This is a genomic window from Exiguobacterium sp. s46 (genome assembly GCF_018618875.1).
Classification (GTDB): Bacteria; Bacillota; Bacilli; order Exiguobacteriales; family Exiguobacteriaceae; genus Exiguobacterium_A; species Exiguobacterium_A abrahamii.
In genome coordinates this window covers 18695-32307 of record NZ_JACSMY010000005.1, presented here as the reverse complement: position 1 = coordinate 32307, position 13613 = coordinate 18695, and the positions used below count along the sequence as shown (strand labels likewise).

The 13613-nt window shown below is 48.6% G+C and carries 9 protein-coding genes; all 9 read right to left on the bottom strand.

Going from position 1 to position 13613, the window contains the following annotated elements; genetic code table 11:
• Window positions 1–46 precede the first annotated feature (46 nt).
• Window positions 47–355, bottom strand: coding sequence for a 30S ribosomal protein S10 (rpsJ, locus tag KNQ08_RS15815; RefSeq protein ID WP_029343090.1), 309 nt, complete (start codon window positions 353–355; stop codon window positions 47–49).
• 316 nt (window positions 356–671) lie between these two features.
• Window positions 672–1859: an elongation factor Tu gene (tuf, locus tag KNQ08_RS15810; protein ID WP_058266098.1), complete on the bottom strand. Its 1188-nt coding sequence runs from the start codon at window positions 1857–1859 to the stop codon at window positions 672–674.
• 117 nt (window positions 1860–1976) lie between these two features.
• A complete protein-coding gene (fusA, locus tag KNQ08_RS15805; RefSeq protein ID WP_050677142.1) occupies window positions 1977–4055 on the bottom strand; it encodes an elongation factor G in 2079 nt (692 codons plus the stop codon).
• A 124-nt stretch (window positions 4056–4179) separates the two neighbouring features.
• The gene (gene rpsG, locus KNQ08_RS15800) at window positions 4180–4650 is read right to left on the bottom strand and encodes a 30S ribosomal protein S7 (protein WP_023466623.1); all 471 of its coding nucleotides are present in this window, start codon (window positions 4648–4650) and stop codon (window positions 4180–4182) included.
• Window positions 4651–4699: 49 nt separating this feature from the next.
• On the bottom strand, window positions 4700–5119 hold the full coding sequence (rpsL, locus tag KNQ08_RS15795) for a 30S ribosomal protein S12 (RefSeq protein WP_023466621.1): 420 nt from the start codon (window positions 5117–5119) through the stop codon (window positions 4700–4702).
• A 125-nt stretch (window positions 5120–5244) separates the two neighbouring features.
• Window positions 5245–5496, bottom strand: coding sequence for a ribosomal L7Ae/L30e/S12e/Gadd45 family protein (locus KNQ08_RS15790; RefSeq protein ID WP_023466620.1), 252 nt, complete (start codon window positions 5494–5496; stop codon window positions 5245–5247).
• Window positions 5497–5576: 80 nt separating this feature from the next.
• Entirely contained in the window at window positions 5577–9176 is a 3600-nt protein-coding gene (gene rpoC, locus KNQ08_RS15785; protein ID WP_050677143.1) for a DNA-directed RNA polymerase subunit beta', read from the bottom strand.
• 20 nt (window positions 9177–9196) lie between these two features.
• Complete coding sequence (gene rpoB / locus KNQ08_RS15780; RefSeq protein WP_047390625.1) at window positions 9197–12754, bottom strand: DNA-directed RNA polymerase subunit beta; 3558 nt, start codon at window positions 12752–12754, stop codon at window positions 9197–9199.
• A 231-nt stretch (window positions 12755–12985) separates the two neighbouring features.
• Window positions 12986–13582 carry a class I SAM-dependent methyltransferase gene (locus KNQ08_RS15775; RefSeq protein ID WP_023466614.1) on the bottom strand — a complete coding sequence of 199 codons (597 nt, stop codon included), beginning with the start codon at window positions 13580–13582 and terminating at the stop codon, window positions 12986–12988.
• Window positions 13583–13613 lie beyond the last annotated feature (31 nt).

Below are 13613 nucleotides of genomic sequence, written 5' to 3'. Positions count from 1 at the left end.
ATGATTTTGATCTTCTGGCTAGTATCAACTATCTATAGAAGAAAAATTAAAGTTTGATTTCGATGTCAACGCCCGATGGAAGTTCGAGACGCATAAGCGCATCAACAGTTTTCGGTGTTGGGTTAACGATGTCGATCAAACGTTTGTGTGTACGCATTTCGAACTGCTCACGAGCATCTTTGTACTTGTGAACGGCACGAAGTACTGTGTAGACCGCTTTCTCCGTTGGGAGTGGGATCGGACCAGATACAGTAGCACCTGAACGTTTTGCTGTGTCGACAATCTTCTCAGCCGATTGATCAAGCACGCGGTGATCGTATGCTTTCAAACGGATCCGAATTTTTTCATTTGCCATGTTATTTCCCTCCTTTTCGCCTATTTCGTAAATAGACATTCTCCGCGGAAATTTCCACACTAGCCATGGCAATGCCGCCTGGTGTGTCATAACCTCCCGCTTCATCGCGTTGTGTTTGTGACCAACATATTCTATCATACTGAATCACCAGCAAGAATGCAAGCACTAATAAAATAGAATATGTATTCAAGTCTCTCACCACTCGCACAAACACTTTCCTCAGTATATAAGATGTCAGACCATGTTGCAAGACTGTTTTCAAAGAAATGAAAAAAGGTCTTCCGCCACGGGAGACGGAAGACCTTTGTCTTAAAAATTACTCAACGATTTCTGTAACTGATCCAGCGCCTACTGTACGGCCACCTTCACGGATTGAGAAACGAGTTTCTTTTTCAAGAGCGATTGGTGCGATGAGTTCAACAGTCATTTCGATGTTGTCCCCAGGCATAACCATTTCAGTACCTTCTGGAAGTTGAACCATACCAGTTACGTCAGTTGTACGGAAGTAGAACTGCGGGCGGTAGTTCGCGAAGAATGGCGTGTGACGGCCACCCTCTTCTTTAGAAAGAACGTAAACTTGCGCTTTGAACTTTTTGTGTGGTGTGATTGTGTTTGGTTTCGCGAGAACTTGTCCACGCTCGATGTCGTCACGTGATACACCACGGAGAAGAGCACCGATGTTGTCGCCAGCTTCAGCATAGTCAAGAAGCTTACGGAACATCTCTACACCAGTACATACTGATTTTTTAGTTTCTTCGTGAAGACCAACGATTTCGATCTCGTCGTTGACTTTAAGAACTCCACGCTCAACGCGGCCAGTAGCAACTGTACCACGACCAGTGATTGAGAAGACATCCTCAACTGGCATCATGAAGTCTTTTTCAGTGTCACGAGTTGGTTCTGGGATGTACTCATCGACAGCTGACATGAGTTCAAGAATTTTTTCTTCCCATTTAGCTTCGCCGTTAAGCGCGCCAAGAGCAGAACCTTGGATAACTGGGAGGTCATCACCTGGGAAGTCGTACTCAGAAAGAAGCTCACGGATTTCCATTTCGACGAGCTCAAGAAGCTCTTCGTCGTCAACCATGTCAACTTTGTTCATGAATACTACGATGAAAGGAACACCTACTTGACGTGAAAGCAAGATGTGCTCACGTGTTTGTGGCATTGGACCATCTGTTGCAGAAACAACGAGGATCGCGCCGTCCATTTGTGCAGCACCAGTGATCATGTTTTTAACATAGTCAGCGTGACCTGGGCAGTCAACGTGTGCATAGTGGCGTTTTTCTGTTTCGTACTCGATGTGAGCTGTTGCGATTGTGATACCGCGCTCGCGCTCTTCTGGAGCACCATCGATTTGGTCAAACTTAGTTGCAGCTTTACCTTGTGCTTTTGCAAGTACAGCTGAGATAGCTGCTGTTAAAGTTGTTTTACCGTGGTCGACGTGGCCGATTGTACCAACGTTAACGTGCGGTTTAGAACGGTCGAATTTTTCCTTACCCATTCTGAATTCCTCCTCTATGTGTCTAATAATTTTTTATAACTAGGAAGGTGAGTCGTAAGATAACGTACACCTTCCTTAGCTTACACTAATCATAAAAGCGTGACAACCTGTGAAGGATTAGCCGTTTGCTTTTTTGATGATTTCTTCCGCAACTGATTTCGGTACTTCTTCGTAGTGATCGAAGTGCATCGAGTACGTTCCGCGACCTTGTGTGCGTGAACGAAGACCAGTAGCGTATCCGAACATTTCAGAAAGTGGAATCATTGAACGGACAACTTGAGCGTTACCGCGTGCTTCCATACCTTCTACGCGACCACGGCGTGATGTAACATCACCCATGATGTCTCCCATGTATTCGTCTGGGATGACGATTTCAACTTTCATCATTGGCTCAAGGATAACAGCGCCGCTCTTATCTTTAAGTTGTTTGACTGCCATTGAAGCCGCAACTTTAAATGCCATCTCGTTTGAGTCGACATCGTGGTACGATCCGAAGACGAGTGAAGCTTTTACGTCAACGACCGGGTAACCAGCAAGGATACCGTTTTGAAGTGCTTCTTCGATTCCGTGCTCAACCGCTGGGATGTATTCACGTGGAACAACACCACCGACGATTTTGTTGTTGAACTCGAAGCCAGCGCCTTCTTCGTTCGGCTCGAATTCTACGACGACGTGACCATACTGACCACGACCACCAGATTGACGAGCGAACTTCGAATCGATCTTCGCCGCTTGGCGGATCGTTTCACGGTAAGCTACTTGTGGAGCACCAACGTTTGCTTCGACTTTGAACTCGCGACGCATACGGTCAACGATGATGTCGAGGTGAAGCTCACCCATACCTGAGATGATCGTTTGACCAGTCTCTGGGTTTGTTTCAGTGCGGAACGTTGGATCCTCTTCAGCAAGCTTAGCGAGGGCTTGACCCATTTTATCTTGGTCAGCTTTCGTTTTTGGTTCGATAGCGACCGAGATAACCGGTTCTGGGAATGTCATTGATTCGAGAACGACGTTGTCTTTCTCTGCACAAAGCGTATCTCCAGTAGTTGTATCTTTCAAACCTACAGCTGCAGCGATGTCACCCGCGTATACCATCGGGATCTCTTCACGGCTGTTTGCGTGCATTTGAAGGATACGTCCAAGACGCTCACGTTTGCCTTTTGTTGAGTTTTTAACGTACGATCCTGCCGAAGCTGTACCAGAGTACACACGGAAGAATGTAAGTTTACCGACGTAAGGGTCAGTCATGACTTTGAACGCGAGTGCAGAGAATGGTGCTTCGTCCGAAGACTCACGCACGATTTCTTCATCCGTATCCATGTCGATACCTGAGATCGCTTTTACGTCGATTGGTGATGGGAGGTAATCGAGAACTGCGTCAAGCATAAGCTGAACACCTTTGTTCTTGAATGCCGAACCTACGAGTACAGGATAGAAGTCAACTGTCAGAGTTGCTTTACGGATAGCCGCTTTCAACTCGTCGATTGTGATTTCTTCACCCTCGAGGTATTTCATCATCAATTCTTCTTCGTAATCCGCAACTGCTTCGATCAATGATCCACGGAGTTCTTCAGCTTGATCAGCGAGATCAGCTGGGAAACCGTCAGTCACTTCGATGTCAGTTCCGAGATCGTTGCCGTACATGTATGTTTTCTGTTCGACGAGGTCGATGATTCCTTTGAATTCATCTTCCGCACCGATTGGAATTTGGATCGCGTGTGCGTTCGCTTGGAGGCGTTCGCGAAGCGTTCCAACCGAGTACAAGAAGTCTGCACCGATTTTATCCATTTTGTTAACGAAAACGATACGTGGTACGCCGTAAGTTGTAGCTTGGCGCCATACTGTCTCAGTTTGTGGCTCAACACCAGACTGAGCGTCAAGTACTGCTACCGCACCATCAAGTACGCGAAGTGAACGTTCAACCTCAACTGTGAAGTCTACGTGTCCAGGTGTATCGATGATGTTTACGCGGTTACCTTTCCATTGAGCAGTTGTTGCTGCCGATGTAATCGTGATCCCACGCTCTTGCTCTTGCTCCATCCAGTCCATTTGTGAAGCACCTTCGTGCGTTTCACCAATCTTGTGGATACGACCCGTGTAATACAGGATACGCTCAGTCGTTGTTGTTTTACCAGCATCGATGTGAGCCATGATCCCGATGTTACGAGTGTTCTTAAGGGAGAATTCTCTTGCCATCTTTAAACATTCTCCTTTCGCATTTTAGTTTAGTGGTCGTGTGTTGCCACACGTCATGACTATACCCGAAAGCCACCTCATAATTCCATTAAAAATGGCATGCATGAGGTGGTGATTTTCGGAATTACCAGCGGTAGTGAGCAAACGCTTTGTTCGCTTCCGCCATTTTGTGCATATCTTCGCGCTTCTTAACAGAAGCACCAGTGTTGTTTGCAGCGTCCATGATTTCGTTAGCAAGGCGCGCATCCATAGTTTTTTCGTTACGGAGACGTGAGTAGTTCACGAGGTAACGAAGTGCGAGTGTCGTACGACGCTCTGGGCGAACTTCGACAGGAACTTGATAGTTAGCTCCACCTACACGGCGTGCTTTAACTTCAAGAACTGGCATGATGTTGTTCATCGCTTCTTCAAAGACTTCCATTGCATCGCGACCTGAACGTTCAGCGATAGTTTCGAAAGCTTTGTATAAGATTTGTTGAGCAGTACCTTTTTTACCATCTAACATAAGACGGTTGATAAGGCGGGTAACGAGTTTAGAGTTGTAGATCGGATCAGCCATTACATCACGACGTTCTGCTTGACCTTTACGTGGCATTCCGAGTCCCTCCTTTCATATAGTGAGGTGATATCTTAAGATATCTAGATTATTTTTTAACTTTAGGACGTTTCGTACCGTATTTCGAACGACCTTGCATACGGCCGTCAACACCAGCTGTATCAAGCGCACCACGAACGATGTGGTAACGTACCCCTGGTAAGTCTTTTACGCGGCCGCCGCGGATAAGAACAACACTGTGCTCTTGAAGGTTGTGGCCGATACCTGGGATGTAAGCTGTTACTTCCATTGTGTTCGTCAAACGTACACGTGCGTATTTACGAAGAGCCGAGTTCGGTTTCTTCGGAGTCATTGTACCTACACGAGTACAAACACCACGTTTTTGTGGTGAGCTGATGTCAGTACGAGCTTTAATGAAGCTGTTGTACCCTTTGTTCAGCGCTGGCGAATCTGATTTCACAACTTTTGATTGACGTCCTTTACGGACTAATTGGTTGATAGTAGGCATCTTTGAGATCCTCCCTTCCTGAATTCATGACAAATTTCAAAACCACCGAGCCGGGTGGTTCATCGAAAGTCATAATGAAACGTTTTGCGTGGCTCAGGCATTCCATCGCCACACAAAACGCATTATCAAACTTTCTTAATGGCAACAGCGGTTGCTGCGACATCGATTCCACAAGCTTTTCCAAGCTCTTGCTTAGAAGGAACATTCACGACTGGAACGTTAGCTTGTTTCGCCGCATCGAGCAATGCTTGTTTTACGTGTTCATCTGCGTCATCCGCAATGATCACTTCCGACGCCTTGCCAGATCGCAATGCTTTGAGCGTTTGCTTTTGACCGACAAACTTCAAATCTGCGCCGACTACTTTTTTGTAAGACATGAAGATATCCTCCAAAATAACACAGCCGGTTGGCAACACTATATCATAGTAGCACCGCCATACCGGCGTGTCAAGGCGTTTTATTCTACCGGAGAATCGGCTTCTACAGGTGCTTCGCCAGCTACTTCGAGATCGATCTGACGGTAACGTGCCATCCCAGTACCAGCTGGAACCAACTTACCGATGATGACGTTCTCTTTCAAGCCGCGAAGGTAGTCGCTCTTCCCTTTAATCGCTGCATCCGTAAGGACACGAGTCGTTTCTTGGAACGACGCAGCCGATAGGAATGAATCTGTTTCAAGTGACGCTTTCGTGATACCGAGAAGAACTGGTTTCGCCGAAGCGAGAGCTTTCCCGTTACGGAGCGCTTCTTTACAAGCTTCCTTGAACGTGCTGATATCGACGAGCGAACCTGGTAAGAGTGAAGTCTCACCAGACTCGATGACACGTACGCGACGGATCATTTGGCGAACCATGACCTCGACGTGTTTGTCACCGATCTCAACCCCTTGCATCCGGTATACTTTTTGAACTTCTTGGAGCAAGTAGTTCTGAACGCCGGATACACCTTTAACGTTCAAGAGTTCTTTCGGATCGATCGAACCTTCCGTGAAGACTTGACCGGCTTTGACCTCGTCCCCGAGCTGAACACGTAGACGCGAACCGAATGGGATCGTGTATGTGCGTGTTTCGCTGAGTCCTTGGACCGTCAATTCACGTTTGTCACGCGATTCCGTGAAGTCGATGACTTGACCATCGATTTCCGAGATGACCGCTTGACCTTTCGGGTTACGCGCTTCGAACAACTCTTGGATACGCGGAAGACCTTGTGTGATATCATCCCCGGCAACCCCACCTGTGTGGAAGGTACGCATCGTAAGCTGCGTTCCTGGCTCACCGATTGATTGTGCCGCGATGATACCGACAGCTTCGCCGACTTCGACGTCGTTGCCTGTTGCCAAGTTGCGTCCGTAACATTTCTTACAGACACCATGGCTTGTGTTACATGTGAAGGCAGTGCGGATCTCAACGTTATCGACACCTGCGTCCGTGATTGCACGAGCGATGTCTTCATCGATGAGTTCGTTCGTTGAAACGAGGACTTCTCCTGTTTCTGGGTGAACGACGTTTTCGAATGCAGTACGGCCGACGAGGCGGTCGTAGAGGCTTTCGATCTCTTCCGTTCCTTCACGGAGTGCTGTGACGCGGATACCACGATCCGTTCCACAATCATCTTCACGGATGATGACGTCTTGAGCGACGTCAACGAGACGACGAGTCAGGTAACCTGAGTCAGCCGTTTTCAAGGCTGTATCGGCAAGACCTTTACGCGCACCGTGTGTTGAGATGAAGTATTCCTGTACCGTTAGACCCTCACGGAACGATGATTTGATCGGGAGCTCGATGATCCGTCCACTTGGAGCGGCCATGAGTCCACGCATACCAGCGAGCTGCGTGAAGTTCGACGCGTTACCACGGGCACCGGAGTCACTCATCATGAAGATCGGGTTGAGACGGTTGAGGGATTTCATCAGACGAGACTGAATTTCATCCTTCGCATCATTCCACGATTTAACGACGCGCTCATAGCGCTCGTCTTCTGTGATGAGACCACGACGGTACGATTTCATGACGCGGTCGACATTGTCCTGCGCTTCAACAAGAATTTCTTGTTTATCCGGAAGAACGATGATGTCCGCGATCCCTACCGTGATACCGGCACGAGTCGAGTGTTTGAATCCGAGGTTTTTCATGCGGTCGAGCATGCGGCTTGTTTCTGTTGTCTCAAACCGTTTGAAGACTTCCGCGATGACATTTCCAAGGAATCCTTTTTTGAACGGGTCGATGATCGGACGGTTCTTCAGTTCTGCCGCGACATCTGTTCCTTTTTCAAGGAAGTACTTGTCTGGCGTCGCTTCTTGAAGGTTCGTCATCGTTGGTTCGTTCAAGTAAGGGAACGTCGTTGGGAGGATCTCGTTGAAGATCAACTTACCGACTGTTGTAATCAATAATTTCTCGTTTTGCTCTTCCGTGAATGTCGGGTTTTTCAGAACGCCGGCTGGAATCGCAACACGTGTATGGAAGTGCGCATAACCATTTTGGTAAGCGATGAGCGCTTCGTTCACTGTCGAGAAGATTTTACCTTCGCCGATCGCGTTTTCGCGTTCGAGCGTGAGGTAGTAGTTACCGAGGACCATATCCTGCGATGGTGTAACGACAGGTTTACCGTCTTTCGGGTTCAAGATGTTTTGTGCAGCGAGCATGAGAAGACGTGCTTCTGCTTGTGCTTCTGCCGAAAGTGGTACGTGAACCGCCATTTGGTCACCATCGAAATCGGCGTTGTACGCCGTACATACGAGTGGGTGAAGGCGAATCGCGCGTCCTTCGACGAGCGTTGGTTCGAATGCCTGGATACCGAGACGGTGAAGTGTCGGTGCACGGTTCAAGAGAACCGGATGCTCACGGATGACTTCTTCGAGGACATCCCAGATTTCAGGTTGAACGCGCTCGATTTTCCGTTTCGCACTCTTAATGTTCGGTGCGATGCCACGAGAGACGAGTTCTTTCATGACGAACGGTTTGAAGAGCTCAAGGGCCATTTCTTTTGGAAGACCACATTGATACATCTTCAGGTTTGGACCAACGACGATAACCGAACGACCAGAGTAGTCGACACGTTTACCGAGCAAGTTTTGACGGAAACGTCCTTGTTTCCCTTTCAACATGTGTGAAAGTGATTTAAGTGGACGGTTACCTGGTCCAGTGACTGGACGACCACGACGACCGTTATCGATCAAAGCATCGACTGCTTCTTGAAGCATCCGTTTTTCATTCTGAACGATGATGTTCGGAGCGCCAAGGTCAAGAAGACGCTTGAGACGGTTGTTACGGTTGATGACGCGGCGGTACAAGTCGTTCAAGTCAGACGTTGCGAAACGTCCGCCATCGAGTTGAACCATCGGACGAAGTTCCGGTGGGATGACTGGAAGTACTTCAAGCACCATCCATTCTGGATTGTTGCCTGAGTTACGGAACGCATCGAGGACTTCAAGGCGTTTGATCGCACGCGTACGACGTTGTCCTTGAATCATACGAAGCTCTTCACGTAATGCAGCGACTTCTTTATCGAGTTCCACGTCACGGAGCAATTTACGAACTGCTTCCGCACCCATTTCAGCAGTGAACGAACGACCGAACTTCTCACGATATGCACGGTATTCTTTCTCTGAAAGGAGTTGTTTCTTCTCAAGTGTCGATTCGCCTGGATCTGTGACGACGTACGACGCGAAGTAGATGATCTCTTCTAACGCACGCGGTGACATGTCGAGGACGAGTCCCATACGACTAGGAATTCCTTTGAAGTACCAGATGTGCGAAACCGGTGCTGCGAGCTCGATGTGACCCATGCGCTCACGACGGACTTTCGACTTCGTGACTTCAACGCCACAGCGGTCACAAATGATTCCTTTATAGCGGATCCGTTTGTATTTACCACAGTAACATTCCCAGTCTTTTGTTGGACCAAAGATACGTTCACAGAACAAACCGTCTTTCTCCGGTTTGAGTGTACGATAGTTGATCGTCTCCGGCTTTTTCACTTCCCCGAAAGACCATGAACGGATCTTTTCGGGGGAAGCGAGGCCGATTTGCATATATTCAAATCTATTAACATCTACCAAGGGGTGGACCTCCCTTTCGCTTATTCCTCTTCAGTAACAACTGGTGCGACAGGCGCTTGAACTTCTTCGAGTGCTGGAGTCGCGTTCGGGATATTGTCCTCGTCTTCGTCGCGCATTTCGATTTCTTCATCATCAGCAGACATCATCTTGACGTCCATACCGAGGGATTGAAGCTCTTTAATGAGGACTCGGAACGATTCCGGTACGCCCGGTTGTGGTACATTCTCACCTTTGACGATTGCTTCGTACGCTTTAACACGACCGATCGTGTCATCCGACTTGATTGTAAGGATCTCTTGGAGCGTGTAGGCTGCGCCGTATGCTTCAAGTGCCCATACTTCCATCTCACCGAAACGCTGACCACCGAACTGGGCTTTACCACCGAGCGGTTGTTGTGTGACGAGTGAGTATGGTCCTGTCGAACGTGCGTGAAGTTTATCATCGACCATGTGAGCAAGTTTAATCATATACATGACACCGACAGAGATGCGGTTATCGAACGCTTCACCCGAACGACCATCATAAAGGACAGTCTTCGCGTCGCGATCCATACCTGCTTCTTCAATCGTTGCCCAAACATCTTCCTCGCGCGCACCATCGAATACCGGTGATGCGACTTTGATGCCGAGTTGACGTGCTGCCATCCCGAGGTGAAGCTCGAGCAACTGCCCGATGTTCATCCGTGATGGAACCCCAAGTGGGTTCAACATGATGTCAATTGGCGTACCGTCTGGCATGTACGGCATGTCTTCTTCTGGAAGGATACGCGAGATAACACCTTTGTTACCGTGACGACCCGCCATTTTGTCACCCTCGTGAATCTTACGCTTCTGAACGATGTAAGCACGGATCAACTGGTTGACACCAGGTGAGAGCTCGTCCCCATTATCGCGGTCGAAGATTTTGACGTCGAGGATGATTCCATCACCACCGTGTGGTACACGGAGAGATGTATCACGGACTTCACGTGCTTTTTCACCGAAGATTGCATGAAGAAGACGTTCTTCCGCTGTCAATTCCGTTACACCCTTCGGCGTAACTTTACCGACGAGGATATCGCCGTCCTTGACTTCCGCACCGACGCGGATGATTCCGCGATCGTCGAGGTTTTTCAAGGCATCATCACCGACGTTCGGAATATCACGTGTGATTTCTTCCGGTCCGAGTTTCGTATCACGCGACTCACATTCGTATTCTTCGATGTGGATCGATGTGTAGACGTCGTCTTTGACAAGACGCTCACTCATGATGACAGCATCCTCATAGTTGTAACCATCCCATGTCATGAAACCGACGAGTACGTTGCGACCAAGCGCAAGTTCCCCACCGTCCATCGATGGACCATCTGCAAGGATCTCGCCTTTATCGACTGGGTCGCCCGCTTTGATGATTGGTTTTTGGTTATAACACGTTCCTTGGTTAGAACGGATGAATTTTTGAATCTTGTAACGGTCGAGTTCCCCTTCAACGATGTTGCCATCGACTTCCGTCGTACGACGGACAAGGATTTCACGCGCCGTAACACGCTCAGCGATCCCTGCGTGCTTCGCAACGACAGCGGCTCCTGAGTCTTTCGCAGACACGTACTCCATACCTGTACCGACAATCGGAGATTCCGGGTTCAGAAGTGGGACGGCCTGACGTTGCATGTTTGCTCCCATGAGGGCACGGTTCGAGTCATCGTTCTCAAGGAACGGGATACAAGCCGTTGCGGCAGATACAACCTGCTTCGGTGAAACGTCCATGTAATCGACACGTGCTGGTTCGACAGACAAGTTTTGTCCACGGAAACGTGAAAGAACGTGTGAATCTTGGAACGTCTTCTCTTCCGTCAACAACATGTTTGCCTGAGCGACGACGTAGAGATCCTCTTCGTCAGCAGTCATGTAGTGGATTTCATCCGTGACGACGCCCGTTTCCGGATCGACACGACGATATGGCGCTTCGATGAAGCCGTACTCATTGACCTTCGCGTACGAAGACAACGAGTTGATCAAACCAATGTTTGGTCCCTCTGGCGTTTCGATCGGACACATACGGGAATAGTGCGAGTAGTGTACGTCACGAACTTCGAAACCAGCGCGCTCACGTGTCAAACCACCAGGTCCGAGTGCTGAAAGACGACGTTTGTGCGTCAATTCCGCAAGCGGGTTCGTTTGGTCCATGAACTGAGACAACTGCGAGCTACCGAAGAACTCTTTAATCGATGCGATAACCGGACGAATGTTGATCAATGCCTGTGGCGTGATCGCATTCTGGTCCTGAATCGACATCCGTTCCTTAACGACACGTTCCATCCGTGAGAGACCGATCCGGAATTGGTTCTGGAGCAGCTCACCAACTGAACGGAGACGACGGTTACCGAGGTGGTCGATATCGTCTGTCGTACCGACTTCATGCAACAAGTTGAAGAAGTAGTTGATGGAAGCAATCATGTCAGCAGGCGTGATGTGCTTGATGTCACGATCGATGTTACCGTTACCGATGATATTGATGATGCGTTCACCTTCAGCATCGTCCGGTGCGAACACCTTGATTGACTGTAAGTTGAAAGCCTCACCCTGCGTCACGCCGCCTGTAGGCGTCGCTTCGATGTAACCAACGGATCCTTCGAGGAATGGAAGGACTTTATCGAGCATACGACGATCAAGGACCGTTCCTGCTTCCGCGATGACTTCACCTGTCTCAGGATCAACAAGCGTTTCCGCAAGTTTTTGACCGAAGAGACGGTTCTTAAGATGAAGCTTTTTATTGATTTTATAACGACCAACGTTTGCCAAATCATAACGTTTCGGGTCAAAGAAGCGCGATACGAGCAACGCTTTTGCGTTTTCGACTGTCGGCGGCTCTCCCGGACGTAGACGCTCATAAATCTCAATGAGGGCTTTTTCCGTTGATTCCGTATTATCTTTTTCAAGTGAATTCCGGAGGTACTCATCATCACCGAGAAGATCGATGATTTCCTGATCCGTACCGAAACCAAGAGCACGTAAAAGAACCGTTACTGGAATCTTACGCGTGCGATCAATGCGAACATAAACGATGTCTTTCGCGTCTGTCTCGAGCTCGAGCCATGCACCACGGTTTGGGATGACTGTCGCGGAGAATCCACGCTTACCGTTCTTATCTAACTTATTGTTGTAATAAACACTTGGCGAACGAACAAGCTGCGAAACGATTACGCGCTCCGCTCCATTGATGATGAATGTTCCCGACTCCGTCATAAGCGGGAAGTCACCCATGAAGACTTCTTGTTCTTTCAATTCACCCGTCTCTTTATTTTGAAGACGGACTTTAACGCGTAGTGGTGCCGAATAGGTCACGTCGCGCTCTTTCGATTCATCGATCGAATACTTCGGCTCTCCGAGCGAGTAGTCGATGAATTCTAATACGAGATTCCCTGTGAAATCGGAAATCGGCGAAATGTCATGAAACATCTCACGAAGACCTTCCCGCAGGAACCACTCATACGAATTCGTTTGAATCTCGATTAAGTTTGGAAGTTCCAATACTTCGCTGATACGTGCATAGCTTCTTCTCTGACGGTGACGACCGTACTGAACAAGTTGACCAGTCAACTGATTCACCTCTCAGACCCACTTCTTCTTATAGAGAAGGACGGGTGTAATATCGAACATTGAAGCCATTTTTTGATTGATAAGCGCAAAAAAGCGACGTCTTGTCTACTCAATCATCTGTAGTCGAGAACGCCAGCTGCTTTCAAACATCTTATCCAAAAATCACTCCAATGGCATTTTATAATACTATCATAGACACAACATGCGGTCAACGACAAATCCTTCGATTTGTCAAGACCGAATTGATTTAAATATCGAGTACCCTTTATCGCGGGTAACTGTCTCACACATACCGAATACGTCTTCCATCAATTTCTTCGCTGATGGTCCACCTTGTTTCTTTTGAATGACGACCCAAAGCTCGCCGCCGACGACAAGGTGATCATACGCTTCCCGGAGAATACGATGAACGACCGTTTTTCCCGCCCGAATCGGTGGATTCGTCACGATCGCTGCGAATGTCGATTCGCCTACCCCATCATACCCGTCACTCACACCGGTCGTCACGGAAACACCGTTCGCGCGCGCATTGTCTGCCGCTAGTTCGAGCGCCCGTTCATTGACATCGATCAAGTGCGCCGGACGACCCGTCGACTTCGAAAGCGCGATGCCCATCGGTCCGTATCCGCAACCGACATCCAAAATGTCTCCCGCTACAGCCGGTTCCGTGAATGCCTCGATCAACAGACGGGAACCAAAATCGATTCCGTTCTTCGAAAAGACACCATGGTCCGATGTAAAGCGGAGCGTCTGACCACGCAGGACATATTCCCACGTCTTCGGATCTCGTTTCGATGAAGGGTCATTCGTATAATAATGATCCGCCATGTTTCCTTCCCCTCTCATGTAAAAGATGAAA